Source organism: Vibrio sp. RM-69-4 (assembly GCF_024743775.1).
GTDB lineage: Bacteria > Pseudomonadota > Gammaproteobacteria > Enterobacterales > Vibrionaceae > Vibrio > Vibrio anguillarum.
The window spans coordinates 301151-318806 of record NZ_JAMQXI010000076.1 but is presented as its reverse complement, the minus strand read 5'-3'; the positions used below and the strand labels follow the sequence as shown (position 1 = coordinate 318806).

At 45.6% G+C, this 17656-nt stretch carries 14 protein-coding genes and 16 tRNA genes; 21 read left to right on the top strand and 9 right to left on the bottom strand.

The genetic code is table 11. The annotated features are described in order from the left end of the window. Positions 1-34 precede the first annotated feature (34 nt). From lolB to NB504_RS13560, 21 genes are all read left to right on the top strand, one after another. A complete protein-coding gene (gene lolB / locus NB504_RS13660; protein ID WP_258429088.1) occupies positions 35-667 on the top strand; it encodes a lipoprotein insertase outer membrane protein LolB in 633 nt (210 codons plus the stop codon). Beyond that, entirely contained in the window at positions 664-1536 is an 873-nt protein-coding gene (ispE, locus tag NB504_RS13655; protein ID WP_094132095.1) for a 4-(cytidine 5'-diphospho)-2-C-methyl-D-erythritol kinase, read from the top strand. The genes lolB and ispE overlap by 4 nt, the downstream gene beginning before the upstream one ends. 29 nt (positions 1537-1565) lie before the next feature. After that, the gene (locus NB504_RS13650; RefSeq protein WP_010320509.1) at positions 1566-2510 is read left to right on the top strand and encodes a ribose-phosphate pyrophosphokinase; all 945 of its coding nucleotides are present in this window, start codon (positions 1566-1568) and stop codon (positions 2508-2510) included. Positions 2511-2659: 149 nt separating this feature from the next. Continuing rightward, entirely contained in the window at positions 2660-3250 is a 591-nt protein-coding gene (gene pth, locus NB504_RS13645; protein ID WP_013856262.1) for an aminoacyl-tRNA hydrolase, read from the top strand. 10 nt (positions 3251-3260) lie between these two features. Beyond that, positions 3261-4352 (top strand): redox-regulated ATPase YchF, encoded by a 1092-nt coding sequence (gene ychF, locus NB504_RS13640; protein ID WP_013857965.1) that lies wholly within the window; start codon positions 3261-3263, stop codon positions 4350-4352. A gap of 282 nt (positions 4353-4634) precedes the next feature. Then, positions 4635-4711: transfer RNA gene (locus NB504_RS13635), tRNA-Met, on the top strand. Between the two features lie 40 nt (positions 4712-4751). Then, positions 4752-4836 (top strand) — tRNA-Leu (locus NB504_RS13630). Positions 4837-4861: 25 nt separating this feature from the next. Continuing rightward, positions 4862-4936, top strand: a tRNA-Gln gene (locus NB504_RS13625). Between the two features lie 81 nt (positions 4937-5017). Further along, positions 5018-5102 (top strand) — tRNA-Leu (locus tag NB504_RS13620). A 25-nt stretch (positions 5103-5127) separates the two neighbouring features. Continuing rightward, positions 5128-5202, top strand: a tRNA-Gln gene (locus tag NB504_RS13615). Between the two features lie 78 nt (positions 5203-5280). After that, positions 5281-5357: transfer RNA gene (locus NB504_RS13610), tRNA-Met, on the top strand. 45 nt (positions 5358-5402) lie between these two features. Beyond that, a tRNA-Leu gene (locus NB504_RS13605) sits at positions 5403-5487 on the top strand. Positions 5488-5506: 19 nt separating this feature from the next. Next, positions 5507-5591, top strand: a tRNA-Leu gene (locus tag NB504_RS13600). A 24-nt stretch (positions 5592-5615) separates the two neighbouring features. Next, positions 5616-5690 (top strand) — tRNA-Gln (locus NB504_RS13595). 63 nt (positions 5691-5753) lie between these two features. Beyond that, positions 5754-5838 (top strand) — tRNA-Leu (locus NB504_RS13590). A 25-nt stretch (positions 5839-5863) separates the two neighbouring features. Next, a tRNA-Gln gene (locus NB504_RS13585) sits at positions 5864-5938 on the top strand. An 81-nt stretch (positions 5939-6019) separates the two neighbouring features. Further along, positions 6020-6104: transfer RNA gene (locus NB504_RS13580), tRNA-Leu, on the top strand. 25 nt (positions 6105-6129) lie between these two features. Beyond that, positions 6130-6204, top strand: a tRNA-Gln gene (locus NB504_RS13575). 80 nt (positions 6205-6284) lie between these two features. After that, a tRNA-Leu gene (locus tag NB504_RS13570) sits at positions 6285-6369 on the top strand. A 19-nt stretch (positions 6370-6388) separates the two neighbouring features. Next, positions 6389-6465, top strand: a tRNA-Met gene (locus NB504_RS13565). Between the two features lie 51 nt (positions 6466-6516). Next, positions 6517-6601: transfer RNA gene (locus tag NB504_RS13560), tRNA-Leu, on the top strand. A gap of 171 nt (positions 6602-6772) precedes the next feature. Here NB504_RS13560 and NB504_RS13555 read toward each other — a convergent pair. From NB504_RS13555 to flgF, 9 genes are all read right to left on the bottom strand, one after another. Then, entirely contained in the window at positions 6773-7906 is a 1134-nt protein-coding gene (locus NB504_RS13555; protein ID WP_026029038.1) for a flagellin, read from the bottom strand. 506 nt (positions 7907-8412) lie between these two features. Next, positions 8413-9552, bottom strand: coding sequence for a flagellin (locus tag NB504_RS13550; protein ID WP_017045944.1), 1140 nt, complete (start codon positions 9550-9552; stop codon positions 8413-8415). A 395-nt stretch (positions 9553-9947) separates the two neighbouring features. Further along, positions 9948-11141 (bottom strand): flagellar hook-associated protein FlgL, encoded by a 1194-nt coding sequence (flgL, locus tag NB504_RS13545; RefSeq protein ID WP_013856259.1) that lies wholly within the window; start codon positions 11139-11141, stop codon positions 9948-9950. A gap of 10 nt (positions 11142-11151) precedes the next feature. Further along, positions 11152-13026 (bottom strand): flagellar hook-associated protein FlgK, encoded by a 1875-nt coding sequence (flgK, locus tag NB504_RS13540; protein ID WP_258429085.1) that lies wholly within the window; start codon positions 13024-13026, stop codon positions 11152-11154. 142 nt (positions 13027-13168) lie between these two features. Continuing rightward, a complete protein-coding gene (gene flgJ, locus NB504_RS13535; RefSeq protein WP_017045946.1) occupies positions 13169-14092 on the bottom strand; it encodes a flagellar assembly peptidoglycan hydrolase FlgJ in 924 nt (307 codons plus the stop codon). 9 nt (positions 14093-14101) lie between these two features. Further along, positions 14102-15193 carry a flagellar basal body P-ring protein FlgI gene (locus NB504_RS13530; RefSeq protein ID WP_258429084.1) on the bottom strand — a complete coding sequence of 364 codons (1092 nt, stop codon included), beginning with the start codon at positions 15191-15193 and terminating at the stop codon, positions 14102-14104. A 47-nt stretch (positions 15194-15240) separates the two neighbouring features. Further along, on the bottom strand, positions 15241-16020 hold the full coding sequence (gene flgH / locus NB504_RS13525) for a flagellar basal body L-ring protein FlgH (protein WP_017043102.1): 780 nt from the start codon (positions 16018-16020) through the stop codon (positions 15241-15243). A 23-nt stretch (positions 16021-16043) separates the two neighbouring features. Then, on the bottom strand, positions 16044-16832 hold the full coding sequence (gene flgG, locus NB504_RS13520; protein WP_010319379.1) for a flagellar basal-body rod protein FlgG: 789 nt from the start codon (positions 16830-16832) through the stop codon (positions 16044-16046). 21 nt (positions 16833-16853) lie between these two features. Further along, positions 16854-17603, bottom strand: coding sequence for a flagellar basal-body rod protein FlgF (gene flgF / locus NB504_RS13515; protein WP_026027903.1), 750 nt, complete (start codon positions 17601-17603; stop codon positions 16854-16856). Positions 17604-17656 lie beyond the last annotated feature (53 nt).

Sequence of the window (17656 nt, the reverse complement as noted above, 5' to 3'; positions counted from 1 at the left end):
TTTACGGCCTTCACTGTGTAAATAATGGGCAGATATGACACGCGCAAACAGACTAATTTTAACTCTCATCGCTCTGCTGACACTCTTTGGTTGTACAAATTTACCCCCAACAAGGGTCGAGAGCGTCGGCTGGCAGCAACACCAACAGCAATTGCAAACGATCCGCGAGTACCAAGCCAGCGGAAAACTCGGCTATATATCACCACAACAGCGCCAATCCCTCAATTTTCATTGGCAAAAAAACGCCGACCATAGCCAGCTTCGTCTCTCAACCTTTTTAGGGCAGACGGTTTTAAATCTCTCCATCTCGCCGCAGGGCGCCCAGGTCAAAACGTATGATGATCAAATCATCGATGCGCAGAATGCGGATGCTTTAGTTTACGAGTTAACTGGGTTATCGATCCCCATTGAGCAGCTACAAGATTGGCTGCTTGGGCTGCCAACCGAGGCGGATGGTTTTCAATTGAATCAAAATAATTTGTTGGCATCGTTAGATAAACAGCTAGGGCTTAGCCGCTGGCACTTGGAATATTTGAACTACCAAGCTTATCCCTTCGTCTCAACATCCGCTTCTTCCACTTCAGTGCCACTTCCGGCCAAACTGAAGCTGACTCAAGATCAAGTTTCATTAAACCTCGTCATTTCAAAGTGGACCCTAACGCCATGATTTGCACCCCAACCCACTGGCCATCACCCGCTAAGCTCAACCTGTTTCTGTACATCACCGGGAAAAGAACCGACGGATATCATGAATTACAGACACTGTTTCAATTTCTCGATTTTGGTGATGAGTTAACCATTACCGCCAATCAGTCTGGCGAAATAACTCTCACACCAGACATTACTGGCGTTGCGCTACAAGACAACTTGATTTGGAAAGCGGCCATCGCCTTACAAAAGGCAAGTGGATGCCGCTATGGCGCGAGCATTGAATTAAATAAAGTTTTGCCAATGGGCGGTGGCATCGGTGGCGGCTCTTCCAATGCTGCAACCGTGCTTGTTGCACTGAACTACTTATGGCAAACCAATTTATCACAGCAAGAACTCGCTACGCTCGGTTTAACACTCGGGGCGGATGTTCCCGTTTTTGTCCATGGCTTTGCCGCATTTGCTGAAGGCGTAGGTGAAAAACTGACCCAAACCGAACCAAAGCAAAAATGGTATTTGGTGGTTCGGCCTAATGTGAGCATTGCAACGAAAGATATTTTTACTCATCCCCAATTGATAAGGAACACGCCAAAACGAGCGCTAGCAACGCTTCTCGAACACCCTTACGAAAACGATTGCGAAAAAATTGTCCGAATGCTGTACCCAGAGGTTGATAAGCAACTTTCATGGCTGCTACAATACGCGCCGTCAAGATTGACTGGGACGGGATCTTGCGTTTTTGCCGAATTTTCTAGCAAAGTAGAAGCGGAAGCTGTCCTTGCCAAGCTCCCTGACACAGTCTTCGCGTTTGTCGCCTTAGGGTGTAACATTTCGCCACTGAAAAAGACTCTGGCTGAATACCAATTCGCCAACACCCGACCTATTTAAAAACTGGACGCAACCCTGAGGTTTCCACCGTGCCTGATATGAAGCTATTTGCTGGTAACGCCACACCTGAACTAGCCCAACGTATTGCTGAACGTCTATACATCTCTCTTGGTGATGCTACTGTTTCTCGTTTCTCCGACGGTGAAGTTGCAGTGCAAATCAACGAAAATGTTCGTGGTAGCGATGTATTTATTATTCAATCTACTTGTGCTCCTACTAATGACAACTTAATGGAATTAGTAGTGATGATTGATGCAATGCGCCGTGCTTCAGCAGGCCGTATTACTGCTGTCATCCCATATTTTGGTTATGCCCGTCAAGACCGCCGAGTGCGCTCTGCTCGTGTACCGATTACTGCAAAAGTTGTTGCAGATTTCCTTTCAAACGTTGGTGTTGACCGCGTTTTGACCATCGACCTTCACGCAGAACAAATCCAAGGCTTCTTTGACGTCCCAGTAGATAACATCTTTGGTACGCCGGTGTTGCTTGAAGATATGAAAGCGCGTGGGTTAGAAGATCCTGTTGTGGTTTCACCTGACCTTGGTGGCGTGGTTCGTGCTCGAGCGACTGCAAAAGCATTAGGTGATATCGACATCGCAATCGTTGATAAACGTCGTCCACGCGCCAACGTGTCTGAAGTTATGAACCTGATTGGCGATGTTGATGGGCGCGATTGTGTGATCGTGGATGACATGATCGACACTGGCGGCACTTTGTGTAAAGCCGCTGAAGCGCTGAAAGAACGTGGTGCAAAACGTGTATTTGCTTACGCAACGCACGCGGTATTCTCAGGTAACGCAGCAAAAAATATCAAAAACTCAGTACTAGACCAAGTTATCGTCACAGACTCGATCACCCTATCTAAAGAGATGGCGGCAACCGGCAAAGTGACACAATTAACCTTGTCTAGCATGCTTGCTGAAGCGATTCGTCGCATTAGCAACGAAGAGTCTATTTCTGCCATGTTTAATTAAAACTCAGTTTATTTACTGATTTTTAAATGCTTTTAAAGCACTTCATTGAAAAATGAAGTGCTTTTTCCTTTGTTATTTTAGCGCCTCGCACCCTTTCCCTTTTGTGTGCTATCATACCGCGCTTTTGATATTGCAAAGAGATCCTAACCTTGAGCCAACCAATCAAACTTCTTGTCGGGCTAGCAAATCCTGGCCCTGAATACGCCAAAACGAGGCACAATGCCGGCGCTTGGGTAGTAGAAGAATTAGCCCGAGTTCATAACGTCACCTTGAAAAACGAAGCCAAATTCTTCGGTTTCACCGGACGTATCGTGGTTAATGGTGAAGATCTGCGTTTATTGATCCCAACAACTTTTATGAATTTATCCGGTAAAGCCGTGGCGGCCATCGCCAAGTTTTACCAGATAAAACCAGAAGAGATCATGGTGGCACATGATGAACTAGACTTACCTCCCGGGGTCGCTAAGTTCAAAATGGGCGGTGGTCATGGCGGGCATAATGGCCTTAAAGACACCATCAGCAAACTCGGCAATAACAAAGAATTCTACCGCCTGCGGATTGGTATCGGCCATCCGGGGCACAAAGATAAAGTAGCAGGCTATGTTTTAGGTAAAGCACCCGCCAAAGAGCAAGAGTGCCTAGATGCCGCGGTTGACGAATCGGTTCGTTGCTTCGACATTTTACTAAAAGATGGTCTAACTAAAGCACAAAATCGCTTACATACGTTCAAAGCTGAATAAGGTTACAGTCATGGGTTTTAAATGTGGCATCGTGGGTTTACCAAATGTGGGTAAATCGACATTATTTAATGCACTAACTAAAGCGGGCATCGAAGCAGCAAACTTCCCGTTTTGCACTATCGAACCAAACACGGGTGTGGTTCCTGTTCCAGACCTTCGTCTCGATGCGTTAGCAGAAATTGTAAACCCTCAACGTATCCTTCCGACGACAATGGAATTTGTCGATATCGCAGGCCTAGTGGCTGGCGCGTCAAAAGGTGAAGGTTTAGGCAACAAATTCCTTGCAAATATCCGTGAAACAGATGCGATTGGTCACGTTGTTCGCTGCTTCGAGAACGAAAATATCGTTCACGTAGCAGGCAAAGTATCGCCAATTGAAGATATTGAAGTAATCAATCTAGAGCTTGCCCTTGCCGACCTTGATAGCTGTGAACGCGCCATTCAACGTCAAGCAAAACGTGCCAAAGGTGGCGATAAAGACGCTAAATTTGAAATCACCGTATTAGAGAAGCTACTCCCTGTATTAACGGAAGGTGGTATGGCTCGCACGGTTGAACTCTCAAAAGAAGAGCTAGCCGCCGTAGATTATCTCAACTTCTTAACGTTGAAACCAACCATGTATATCGCCAACGTGAGCGAAGATGGCTTTGAAAATAACCCGTACCTTGATGCTGTCAGAGAGTTTGCAGAAAAAGAGAACAATTCTGTGGTTGCTGTTTGCGCAGCCATTGAAGCTGAACTATCTGAACTTGAAGAAGAAGATCGCGCCGAGTTTTTAGCCGATTTAGGCATTGAAGAACCCGGTCTAAACCGCGTGATTCGTACCGGTTACGAACTGCTAACGCTGCAAACCTACTTCACCGCAGGCGTAAAAGAAGTGCGTGCCTGGACGATTCCGGTCGGTGCGACGGCTCCGCAAGCGGCGGGTAAAATCCATACCGACTTTGAACGTGGTTTCATTCGCGCTGAAGTTGTGGGTTATGATGATTTCATTCAATATCGCGGCGAAAATGGAGCCAAAGAAGCGGGCAAATGGCGCTTGGAAGGTAAAGAATACATCGTAAAAGATGGCGATGTTATCCACTTCCGCTTCAACGTGTAAATAACTCGTTAATCAGCCATTAATACACCATTAAAGCCGACAGATTCTGTTGGCTTTTTTGTTTTTTTCTCAAAGTCAACCTTAGCGACAAGCAAGGAAAAATCAATAAGCTTAATGATTTATTAACCGTTTTTGATCACAAACACGTCTCTTTGTTCAAAAAAAGTTCGAACGGTTGGTTTCAAAGAATTTATTCAAAAAAACTATTGACGCTCTAGAGCCATATCCGCATAATGCGCTCCGTTCTCGACATTAAGGCAAACTTAAAGAGAGAATAAAAATGGCTACGTAGCTCAGTTGGTTAGAGCACATCACTCATAATGATGGGGTCACAGGTTCGAATCCCGTCGTAGCCACCATTTCCTAAGTGTTTTTCTTATAAAAATATTTAGGAAAGTTGCGGAAATGGCGAAATTGGTAGACGCACCAGATTTAGGTTCTGGCGCCGCAAGGTGTGAGAGTTCAAGTCTCTCTTTCCGCACCATTATTTAGATGAGCAATCATCTTGTAGGGCTATCGCCAAGCGGTAAGGCAGCGGCTTTTGATGCCGCCATCCCCTGGTTCGAATCCAGGTAGCCCTGCCAATATTGAGATGACTAGCGAATAAACTGGTCATAACAACGATTCAATGAATACCAATATTCACTGAATCTACAGGTTAAGTTGCGGAAGTGGCGAAATTGGTAGACGCACCAGATTTAGGTTCTGGCGCCGCAAGGTGTGAGAGTTCAAGTCTCTCCTTCCGCACCATTATTTAGATGAGCAATCATCTTGTAGGGCTATCGCCAAGCGGTAAGGCAGCGGCTTTTGATGCCGCCATCCCCTGGTTCGAATCCAGGTAGCCCTGCCATTATTCAAATGGGTCAGTGTTTAAAAAACCATTGGCACATGAGTGTGGATTGTATTATATTGTCTCGCTCAAAAAGATGGCTACGTAGCTCAGCTGGTTAGAGCACATCACTCATAATGATGGGGTCACAGGTTCAAATCCCGTCGTAGCCACCATAATTTAGTTGTTAGCGAAAGTTGGCAACACATAGATATCGAGCTGCGGAAGTGGCGAAATTGGTAGACGCACCAGATTTAGGTTCTGGCGCCGTAAGGTGTGAGAGTTCAAGTCTCTCCTTCCGCACCATCTCGATAACTAAAAATTTGCGGAAATGGCGAAATTGGTAGACGCACCAGATTTAGGTTCTGGCGCCGCAAGGTGTGAGAGTTCAAGTCTCTCTTTCCGCACCATATTTAGATGAGCAATCATCGTGTAGGGCTATCGCCAAGCGGTAAGGCAGCGGCTTTTGATGCCGCCATTCCCTGGTTCGAATCCAGGTAGCCCTGCCATTATTGACACGATAAGCCAAGCGCTTGTTGTGAAAAAGATTCGTTGAATCGAAAAATTAAATTGCGGAAGTGGCGAAATTGGTAGACGCACCAGATTTAGGTTCTGGCGCCGTAAGGTGTGAGAGTTCAAGTCTCTCCTTCCGCACCATTATTTAGATGAGCAATCATCTCGTAGGGCTATCGCCAAGCGGTAAGGCAGCGGCTTTTGATGCCGCCATTCCCTGGTTCGAATCCAGGTAGCCCTGCCATATTTCATATGGTTAGCGATAAGCTACCCATAACAACGATAAATTGAGTAACCAATCCTCATTTTATCTACAGCATAAGTTGCGGAAGTGGCGAAATTGGTAGACGCACCAGATTTAGGTTCTGGCGCCGTAAGGTGTGAGAGTTCAAGTCTCTCCTTCCGCACCATTATTTAGATGAGCAATCATCTTGTAGGGCTATCGCCAAGCGGTAAGGCAGCGGCTTTTGATGCCGCCATCCCCTGGTTCGAATCCAGGTAGCCCTGCCATTATTTGTAGGATTAGCGATAAGCTGACCGTAAAAAGATAAGCTGAATCAATAACATTCGGTTTATTTAAAGAATACGCTGCGGAAATGGCGAAATTGGTAGACGCACCAGATTTAGGTTCTGGCGCCGCAAGGTGTGAGAGTTCAAGTCTCTCTTTCCGCACCATGATTTAAGATTGTCAAATGGCTACGTAGCTCAGTTGGTTAGAGCACATCACTCATAATGATGGGGTCACAGGTTCGAATCCCGTCGTAGCCACCATTTACAACGATAGTTTGAATAACCAATGTCAATCTATCTACAGTACAAGTTGCGGAAGTGGCGAAATTGGTAGACGCACCAGATTTAGGTTCTGGCGCCGCAAGGTGTGAGAGTTCAAGTCTCTCCTTCCGCACCATCAATTCAAACCCAGCTTAGGCTGGGTTTTGTTTTATTAGCCTCATAACAATATATCCTTTCCTCCCGTTTAACCGTTGATTCATTTTTCAGATCCATTCTTTGATCACGTGAAAAGTGAGGCATAAAAAAATCCAGCCGAAGCTGGATTTTTAATTTAAAAGTTAACGACTTAACCAAGCAAACCAAGAGCAGCATTAGGCGCTTGTTTAGCTTGTGCCAACACTGAGCTTGATGCTTGAGAAAGGATCTGCGATTTAGTCAAGGCAGTGGTTTCTTTCGCAAAATCAGTGTCTTTGATTCGGCTCTTAGAAGCATTTACGTTTTCGTTGATGTTATCTAAGTTGTTAATCGCATGGTTGAAACGGTTTTGGAATGCACCCAGTTGAGCACGATGGCTGTCTACAAATTGCAGTGCCGCATCAACAATGGCAACTGATTCTTGCGAACCACCTACAGAGGTGACATCAATGGTATCGACTGTCACATCTTTTGCCGCTTGGAAACTCAGTTCACCCGCTAAGCTGCCACCAAAGGTTGCTACGCCATCAATACGGTTGCTATCAGTAAAGATTTGCAGTTTGCCTTCATCGTCAACAGAAGCTTTTAACATGTCGGTTTGACCATTGATGTAAGTGGCCAACTCTTCGATGTCATCGCCATCTTTTGCACTTAGGTTGATGGTTTGCTCGCCAGTACGTTTGTCAGTCAACGTAATGGTAAGGTCATTAGCACCCGCTTTAACGGTCCAATCTTTATCTTGTCCATTTGCCGCTTGGTAACTCTTACCGCCCATCATTGCGTTGTCGCTGCGCATATTATTTAGGCTTAGCATGACCGCTTCACCGTTATCCGCACCGATTTGGAATGATTTCGTCTCAAAAGTACCATTGAGCAACTTATTACCACCAAACGATGTAGTTTCAGCAATACGGTTGAGTTCGTCATTCAGCGCGGTGATCTCTTCTTGAATCGCTACGCGGTCGGCTTTCGAGTTCGAACCATTTGACGATTGTAGAGATAAGTCACGCATACGTTGCAAAATGTTGGTAGTTTCGTTCATTGCACCTTCAGCTGTCTGCGCAATTGAAATGCCATCATTTGCGTTGCGCACGGCAACATCTAAGCCTCTGCTTTGAACGTTCAAACGGTTAGAGATTTGCAAACCTGCTGCGTCATCTTTTGCGTTATTAATTTTGAAGCCTGATGATAAACGTTCCATTGATAACTGTTGCGCATTGCTAGCACTGTTTAGGTAGCGTTGTGCTGTCATAGCTGAAACGTTAGTGTTTACATTAACCGCCATAGTGGTTCTCCTATTGATTTTCCGACTTAGCGTCATAGACAAACGGTTTCCGACGTCTCGGAAAACCAAGTAGTTCTCTCAAAGTACTATTATTAGCGACTGCGGTTAGGAATCCTTTAACGGGAAAACGACGATTTCGTAAAAAATAACCAATATCGATTAAAAGTGGGATAAACGCTGCAAAACTGGCTGAAATACAAAAATAGCATTAAAGATTTGACGTGATTGGTCGGCTTCACGGGCGATTGAGGAGCATTGATGAGAGCAAGAAGTTATAGATAAAGAAAAGCCCCTTTTCCTTTGAGAGAACCGGGGCTAGTTGGTAGCCAGAGCCAATGTGGAGATCAGAGAAATGAACACATTACCGACTGACCGGGGCGCATGATTATCTATGACTATAAAGCAGGGTACATCTTGAGAGAGCTTTATATTCGGCCATAATCATACTTTGCCAAGGATTCCTTCACCTAACCCACGTCTGAGCTGTTGGATGAAGGGTCCTAACATTACTGCAATAGTGACATTGCAGAATTTGGCAACTGTTTTGCTTGAGCGAGAATCGAGGTACCCGCTTGTTGCAGAATCTGTGCTTTCGTCATTTGCGTGGTTTCTTTTGCAAAATCTGTATCTTTAATTCGACTGTTGGATGCTTCAACATTCTCTTGGATATTGGCCAAGTTGTTGATGCTATGGCTTAAACGGTTTTGCTTCGCACCGAGCTCTGCCCGTTGTGAATCCACATATCTCAACGCAGCATCCAGAACGCCCACTGCATTTTGAGAACCACCAACTGAGGTGATATCAATATCTTGAACCGTCGTCTTAACGCCCGGTCCGCCGTTTAGGCCAAGTTCGGTTGCCAAACCACCAGAGATGGCAAGGTCACCTTGTAAATTCGGTTCTGCGGCAAAAATTTGCAGTTTACCGTCTTGATCAACCGATGCTTTAAGCTTGTCGGTTTGACCATTAATGTAAGTCGCTAGCTCTTCAATATCATCGCCATCTTTGGCTAACACATCGAGAGTAACAAGCTCACCTGCCTGGGTGGTGAATTCAAATTTCAAATCACGTGCGCCCGCTGGCACTCCCCAATCCTTGTCCTTTCCTTGCTCTGCAAGGAACGATTGGCCGCCCATACGGAAGTCATCAGCACGTATGCTGGTAAGCCCCATAATGATCGCCTCACCTGAGCTCGCACCAATCTGGAATGATGCTTCACCAAACGAACCGTTGAGCAGTTTACGTCCACCGAATGAGGTCGTTTCTGCAATACGGTTTAACTCATCTTGCAATGCGGTCGACTCTTCATCCAAAGCTTGTCGCTCTGACGCCGAGTTGGTGCCGTTTGCTGATTGAAGAGCAAGATCACGCATACGTTGCAAGATACTGGTCGACTCATTCATTGCCCCTTCCGCGGTCTGAGCAATCGAAATACCGTCGTTGGCATTACGCATTGCCACATCTAGGCCACGAGACTGAGCGGTTAAGCGGTTTGAAATTTGTAAGCCTGCCGCATCATCTTTAGCGCTGTTGATTTTATTACCTGATGATAAACGTTCCATCGAGGTATTTAATTCACCCGTCGCTTTATTAAGGTAACGCTGAGCAGTCATTGCTGAGACGTTAGTATTTACTGTAATGGTCATAGTTTGCTCTCCTAGTGAGTTCGCAAGCTTTTTGCGAAGCGGCCAGCTTTACTCTCATTTGGAAGCACTGACCGTGAACTTGCTAAATCCGCTATTTGCCGATTTAAAAACTTGTTGTATCAACTCTGATATAGACAATTCAATTAGTATGCCAACTTTTAAAACATCTGATATTAAAATTAATATTCTTTGTTTTTTAATCACTTAGAAGAAATTCATTCATTCTATCTTTGTGAGTGAGCATCCAGTTTTTTCTCGTTAGCAACAGAGTTGCCACTTTCGTTTGCCGCTCTATTGCCTCTTTATCTCTCGATAATAGATGAGCAATTTCCAGGCCAATTTTTCAACACATTCCACTCTTCGCGCATATGGCTTAGCACATAAGGCATTGAAGATTAGATATAGTTGAAAAGGGTCAAATCTTTCGTTTTACCAAAAGCCAGTTGTGAAGCCTGCAACGCACGTGAATTCTCATTAAATTCAATCACCGCTTCTGCGTAATCGAGATCTTCAAAGTTACTTTTTGATTTCGCTAAACTGATTTTGAAATCTTCATGCTGTTCTTGTTGAATATCTAAAGTGCTCAAGCGTGCACCGACATCAGTACGCACTTTATTGAGATGAATAAAGGCGGCATGAAACTCTTCCGTAATTTGGTGCAGTTTCGCTGTCGTCGACGCATCCGATACCGAGCCCTGCGAGAGCTCAATCGCGTCTTTATAGCTATCAAATAAGGTAAAGGTTGAACGCGGCTCTAGGCTTAACACATCACCTTTCGAAATTTGCCCTTTTACGTGCACCGTCAGATCTTGATATCGAATGCCTTTTTGTGGATCAAACTCATCGGCCTGTACCACGCTGCCATCTTTCTCTAATTGGTAACCATATTTGCCGTTAGCCATATCAACAAACGTCACGGTATAGCGTGATGTATCATTCGAGTCTAAATTGGTTGCACGCTCGAGCAGTAACTCTGAACCTTCGTTTAATTGATAGTTTGGTTCGTAGTTACCAAACGGGTTATCAATCTCCATAAACACTTTATTACCCGGATTATTGAACGGGATCTCTAAGCTGTTGGAGATGCGCATTTTGCGCTGATAATCATCGCCGGAATAAGTCACGTTACTGGCATTATCTCTAAAAAATGGCTGATTCTTCGGCTTGGTGCCGGCAAACATGTAGTTACCGGACTCATCTTGCGTATTTGCTAGTTCAATTAAGTTGTTGAACATCTCTTGCAGCTCACGCGCTTTCGCTTCTCTATCTTCTGGAGAGAATGAGCCGTTAATCATTTCCATGACAGTACGCTTTGCCTCATCGGTCGAGCTTTCCGCATTGGCAATGATTACTTCTTGATGCTCTAAGCGGTTTCGAACCAGCACGATTGCATCAAGATATTGGCGTAATTGCTCTTCTTGCTGCCCTACTTTTTGGATGTAATGAGTGGCTAATGGACTATCACTGGCCGAAAGCAACTTCTTACCCGACGCTAGCTGCGCTTGGTTATGATGGATCTTTGATTCTTGACGGCGCATATCGTTTTGCACCGATTGATAGTTATGGAAGCTCGATATTCTGGTTAACATTTATCGCCTCCTATCTCAGCTGCAAAATCGTGTTGAAAGTATCATTAGCCACCTGCATGATGCGTGAGGAAGCCATATAAGCTTGTTGGAATTTCATCATGTTCGCAGCTTCCTCATCAAGGTTGACTCCGGAAATGGACGCAATGCGCTCCTGCGCTGACTCTTTTTCAAGCCTGGCCACGTCACTTAAGCGTGACGCGGTGGCCAGCTGCAAACCAAAATCAGTATTGAGATCGTGATAAACCCCGAGCACGGTCGTTTCACCGCCATTGAGTTTTTTCTCTGTTTGAATGTGCTGCATCTTACGCAAATTGCCGTTGTCACCTTCTGAGGGGACAAGGTTTGCCGTAAATTTATCATTGGGTAGCGCGCCAACCGTCAATTCAAACGTTGTACCAAGCACAGTAATCGAATTCGATGGTGGGTAGGCCTGTGGTTCTAGCAGCACGTTGCCTTTGGTATCCGTGACCGCAAATTGATCGCCCGTTGGTGAGATCACCACTTCAAATTCACGCAACCCACCTGCCGATAAAATATTAAATTTTGCCTGCCCTTGGGCAAAAGTGGTGGAGGCTTCATAACTTTGTGCGGCAATGGCTGTCGGATCGTTGGTCGCCATTTTCATAATAGCGGCACCATTACGCGTTGGACGCAGCAATATGCGCTCCCCTGCTTGAGGGGCGTTGCGAATCTCAACTCGCATTCCATCTAAAAATAAACTGCTGCCAACGACCGGAACGTTAACCCGCTCGCCCGTTGGCTTTAATACGGTATAATTGCTGCCGTTGTACTGTAGGGAGTATTCACCACTTTTCAACGCTGAAGTATCTTCGATATAGACCGCCATATCGGCTTTTGAATTGCCAGCGATGATCGCTCGCGAGCGGGCATTGACTTCAGAGTTCACATCCGTAAACAACGCTCTTCCTACATTGCCACGTAAGTCCAAGCCTTGTGATTGCAATTTGTTAACTTCATAAGAGAAAGATGTTGCCATGCGGCCAAGTTCATCCATTAAGTAAGGAATGTGCTTATCTCGCATCGTAAACAGCGCACTTAACTTACCGCCAATATCCTCAGTGGTAATGGTCTTGATCCCTTTGCCTTCAATCATGGCCAAGCGGCGCTGACTCACATCAGGATAACCATCAACCATCTTCATTTGGCTGGCTTCTGTACCTGAGACGAGCGTGTGCCCGCTCCCGATATGGATGTTAAACCCTTCAGCATTTTTACGTGGCGTCACAGTGACCTTGGTGTATTCAGACAACTCAGCCACCAATTTTTCATGCTGGTCCATTAAGTCATTGTGAGGACCAGGAGTACGCATCATTAAGCGTTGTAAATCTCGCAGCTCAAGCGCCAATTGGTTAATACGCTCAACGGCAACATCTAGCCCTTTGTTGGTCGCATCAGATTGGCGGCGAATGTTCTCGTGAAAATCATTCATGTTTTGAGTGATCAGATCCGCTTTCTCAAGTACAACTTTACGCGCACCTACATCATTCGGGCTGTCGGCGAGGGTTTTGATCGCATCAAACCATTCGTTTAAGTTTTCAGGGATTTTTTTCGAGGCCACTGACGACAATAACTTTGAGAGCATGTCTAAATTTTCTTCGTCGTCACGCTTAAAGGAAAAGCTGGTGGTAGATAGGTTTAATTCATTAACGGCAAATTGATCCCATGAGCGGCGAACTTTTTCCACATGTACGCCCATACCGTAGGTTTCACCACCGTATTGGCGAGGCGTATTGGTCCCTTGGATCACAGACTGACGGCTGTAACCTTCTGTATTAACATTAGAAATGTTATGACCTGTGGTGCTGAGTTGTCTCTGAGCGGTAAGTACACTTTGGGTACCTAGATTCAGAAGATCCGACGCCATACTGCCCCCGAAAACCTAATCAAATCAGTGGTTACTGAATATCTAAGTTAGTAATTGCAATATGTATGCCAAAGGAGTTTCAAAGAAGAGATTAGACAAAATAAAGGAAAGATAAAAGCCAGCAAGGCTGGCTTTAGAGGGGTTATTCCATTGCTTCAATTTGAGATTTTACTCTCAGCACTTTTTCAGCATAGTATGGGTCCGTCGCGTAACCAGCAGCGTGCAGGCCACGAATGAAAGACTCATCGCTGCCATTATGGTTCAGCGCCACAGTGTAGCGCGGATTGTCATTGAGAAAACGAACATAGTCATTAAAACTGTCTTGATAATTTCCATAAGAACGGAACGCAGCTTTTTCCATCACGGGTGTATTATCATGATATTCAAGAGTTTGCGTCGCCACTTTCTCACCTAACCAACTTTTATCCGCTTTGATGTTGAATAAGTTATTACTGCTACCACGAGCATTTTGAACAACTTTTTGTCCCCATCCGGTTTCTAATGCCGCTTGAGCAAGTAGCAGTGAAGAGTCAACACCTAATGCCCGCGCTGCTTTTTCAGCATAAGGTTTCATTGAAGCCACAAACGCTTGCGGCGAATCAAATCGACTCGATTCGACCTTGCTAGGTTCGATCGTTTCTTGCGTTGAGAGGCGGCGGTTGTTACTGCGTTCTATACGGCGCATGGCTTCTTGGAAACCATCTTGCGTCGGGTCGGTTATTGATGGATCGTTTTTCGAGGTGCCGTTAGCCTGACTGAGCTGCGCCACAATCATATCGGCAAGCCCTAAAGAACCGGAGGCACTGAGCTCGCTCGACATTTGTTCATCAAGCATTTGTCGATAGAAATCTTCGTTTTGGCTGTTGAACATCTCCGATTTAAAATCGGCATTGGCGTCGCGCATCGATTTGAACAACATTGAGGTAAAAATCGCTTCAAACTGTTTGGCTGCGGCCTTGAGCGCCGCTGACTCGCCTTCTTTATCACCGGTTTTTGCTTGCTGACGTAGCTTATCTAAGCTAGCAATATCATGAATAAAGCCAATATCATTGGGATTATTAATCATCTTCCTCTCCTAGATAATGATCAGTTGGCCTTCAATCGCGCCTGCTTGTTTCAATGCTTGCAGAATCGCCATCAAATCTGAAGGGGCTGCGCCCACTTCGTTGACCGCGCGCACTAAATCATCCAAGGTCAAACCCGGTTCAAATTTAAACATTTTACCTTGTGCTTCAGACACTTCTATTTGGCTATTAGGCACCACAGCTGTCTGACCACCCGCTAACGCATTGGGCTGACTGACATTCAAATTCTCTTTAATGGCAACAGTCATACCACCGTGCGTCACCGCAGCAGGTTTTAAGCGCACATGCTGGCCGACAACAATGGTTCCCGTTCGGGAATTGACGATAATTTTGGCTGAGCCATCCGCTGGATCAAACTCAACATTTTCGATTGCAGAAAGAAACGCGACGCGCTGCCCAACATCTCGTGGTGCACGGATACGTACTGACGTTGCATCAACCGCGGTCGCCATCTCTGGGCCTAGGAAGTTATTCACTGCATCTGCCATACGTTGCGCCGTGGTGAAGTCAGATTCAAGCAAATTGAAGGTAATAAAATCGCCACGGCTAAAAGGTGTTGGTACTTCACGTTCCACCATAGCACCGCCTGAAATCAGACCAACCGTTGGGTTATTGCCGACAATTTTAGAACCATCAGCACCGGTGGCACTAAAACCACTGACCACTAAGTTGCCTTGGGCCACGGCGTAAATTTGACCATCCAATCCCTTAAGGAAGGTTTGCATTAGAGTGCCGCCACGTAAACTTTTAGCAGAACCGATCGAAGAAACGGTGACATCGACACTTTGACCTTGCTTGGAAAACGCCGGCAATTCAGCCGTAACAATCACGGCGGCAACGTTCTTTGTTTTCGGTTTGGTGCCCGGCGGCAATTGAATGCCGAAATTTTGCAACATGGCATTAAAACTTTGGTCGGTGAACGGTGTCGATTCGCCCGTTCCCGGTAGCCCAGTCACTAGACCATAACCCACCAATTGGTTACTCCGCACGCCCGCAACTTGAGAGATATCTTTAATGCGGGCCGCTTGCGCGTGGGTTGCGATGAGCAACAGACTTAAAACAAGCAGGGTGAATTTTCTCATGGTCTAGTACCTTAATTTCTACGTTTCTTTACGCCAGAACTCCGGCGTTACAGAGAGACATTAAAGAATCGTGCCAAGAATCCAGGTTCTTGCATATCTTGATTGGTGCCTGTGCCTGAATATTGGATGCGTGCATTAGAAATACGAGTCGAAGCAATGGTGTTGTCAAAATCGATATCATCGGGACGAATGGTACCGCTTAAGCGAATATATTCATCGCCAGTGTTCAGTGTGAGCCATTTTTCACCACGGATGACTAAGTTGCCATTAGCGAGCACTTCTATTACCTCAACGGTAATAGAACCAGAAATACTGTTACTTTGGTTTGCTGCAGAGCTGCCATTGAACTTATTGTCATTTTTCAGCGCATAAGAGAAGTTGTAATCACCAATCGTGAGATCTTGACCACCGACAGCCAGTGGGTCCATAGACGCATCATTGGATTTAGACAGGTCAGCATCAGCACTCTTGGCCGCTTTAGTACTTTCATCAAGATTGACGGTAATAATATCGCCAATGCCACGCGGTTTTGAATCATCATAAAGACTGTTCATTTGTGCCAAATTAAACAGTGAGCCAGTTTCCGCGGCATAATGTTCCGGTTTCTGTTTTGGATGAATGGGGGCCCATGCGGGATCACCAGCTACGGGATCGGAACGCTTACGCATTGAGTCCAGTAAACCAGAACCTTCTTCTGCAGACTTATCCCCTTCAACCGCGTCCACCACGGTTGTACCTTGAACCACTTCAGGAGTATCGACGGGTGGCGGCATTAACGAGCAACCAGACAAAGCAGTAACCAATACAAGACTCAATAGACGTTTCATCGCAGCATTCTCTTAGTTAATGATTAGAGTTGTTGGTTCACAAAACTCATCATCTTATCGACTGCTGAGATGACTTTTGAGTTCATTTCGTAAACGCGTTGCGCTTCAATCATGTTGACCAACTCTTCTGTGACGTTCACGTTAGAGGTTTCAAGCATGGATTGACGAACATCACCGAGGCCGTCAAGCCCTGGCACCCCTTCTTGTGGATCACCACTAGCACCGGTCGGTAGATACAAGTTTTGACCAATCGGCTCTAGACCGCCTGGGTTGATAAAATCAACCGTGGTAATTTGTCCAACCACTTGGTTATTTTGCTGGCCACGAAGCCTAACTGACACTTCACCATCATTACCGACAGTAATAGAGATTGCATCAGGTGGAATAACAATTTCAGGCTCTAAATTATATCCAGCACCGGACGTCACAATTGCCCCTTCATCATTGAGGGTAAATTGACCATTTCGGCTATAAGCGATATTGCCATCTGGCATCAGGATTTGGAAAAAGCCGTCACCTTCAATCATCATATCGAGGCTATTGGTCGTGGTTTGTACGTTGCCGTGGGTATGCACTTTTTGTGTTGCCACGACTTTAGAACCCGCACCAAGCATCAAACCGCTTGGCAGTTTGGTATTTTGCGAAGATTGACCGCCCGGTTGATTAATATTTTGATAAAACAGATCTTCAAATACCGCACGACCCTTTTTAAAACCAATAGTCGAAGCGTTCGCTAGGTTGTTTGAGATAGTGGCAATATTGGTTTGTTGGGCATCAAGCCCGGTTTTACTTACCCATAATGCAGGTTGCATAGTAATCTCCTTTAACGCTTATCAGCTCATACGAAGTAATGAATCGGACGATTTGTCCATCTCTTCTGCGGTGCTCATCATTTTGACTTGCATTTCAAACTGACGTTGTAGCTCAATCAAGCTAGTCATCTCACCCACCGCATTGACATTACTGCCTTCCAGCGCACCTTTTAATAGCTTTACGCTAGCATCTGCTTCGAATGCTGCATTAGGATCTTTAGCACGGAATAAACCATTCGTATCTTTGTATAGGGATTGATTATTGGGGCGAACCAGTTTAATTCGGCCTACCACTTCCATCGCATCGGCTGGAGCGCCTTGCGGACGAACGGAAATAGTACCGTCATTACCGATTTCTACTTTACTCAATGGAATAGGTAGAGTGATTGGCGCGCCCGTTCCATCTAGCACTAGATGGCCGCTGCCATTTATGAGCATGCCATTTTGGTCAATGCTTAGGTTGCCACTGCGGGTTAACCCCTCTTTGCCGGTTTTATCCATCATGGAAATCCAACCGTCACCTTGAATGGTGATATCGAGATCGCGCCCTGTGGTAATGACACTGCCTTGAGCAAAATTATGTCCAGGACGTTCTGTCATGCTAAACACGCGGCTCGGTAACCCTTCGCCATAAGCTTGCATTGAGCGAGCTTGCGCCAAATCAGCACGGAACCCCGTGGTACTGACGTTTGCTAAATTGTTCGCTCTCAATTGCATGGCTTGCATGTTTTGCTTTGCGCCACTCATGGCGAGAAACAGTGCGCGATCCATAATCTGCTCCAATAATCATCGTTCGATCATTAAAAGCAATTGACGTGCCAACT

Coding starts and splice junctions, on each gene's coding strand:
- lolB (WP_258429088.1), top strand. CDS start 35: ATGACACGCGCAAACAGACTAATTTTAACTCTCATCGCTCTGCTGACA.
- ispE (WP_094132095.1), top strand. CDS start 664: ATGATTTGCACCCCAACCCACTGGCCATCACCCGCTAAGCTCAACCTG.
- ychF (WP_013857965.1), top strand. CDS start 3,261: ATGGGTTTTAAATGTGGCATCGTGGGTTTACCAAATGTGGGTAAATCG.
- NB504_RS13555 (WP_026029038.1), bottom strand. CDS start 7,906: ATGGCGGTTAATGTAAACACTAACGTTTCAGCTATGACAGCACAACGC.
- NB504_RS13550 (WP_017045944.1), bottom strand. CDS start 9,552: ATGACCATTACAGTAAATACTAACGTCTCAGCAATGACTGCTCAGCGT.
- flgL (WP_013856259.1), bottom strand. CDS start 11,141: ATGTTAACCAGAATATCGAGCTTCCATAACTATCAATCGGTGCAAAAC.
- flgK (WP_258429085.1), bottom strand. CDS start 13,026: ATGGCGTCGGATCTTCTGAATCTAGGTACCCAAAGTGTACTTACCGCT.
- flgJ (WP_017045946.1), bottom strand. CDS start 14,092: ATGATTAATAATCCCAATGATATTGGCTTTATTCATGATATTGCTAGC.
- NB504_RS13530 (WP_258429084.1), bottom strand. CDS start 15,193: ATGAGAAAATTCACCCTGCTTGTTTTAAGTCTGTTGCTCATCGCAACC.
- flgH (WP_017043102.1), bottom strand. CDS start 16,020: ATGAAACGTCTATTGAGTCTTGTATTGGTTACTGCTTTGTCTGGTTGC.
- flgG (WP_010319379.1), bottom strand. CDS start 16,832: ATGCAACCTGCATTATGGGTAAGTAAAACCGGGCTTGATGCCCAACAA.
- flgF (WP_026027903.1), bottom strand. CDS start 17,603: ATGGATCGCGCACTGTTTCTCGCCATGAGTGGCGCAAAGCAAAACATG.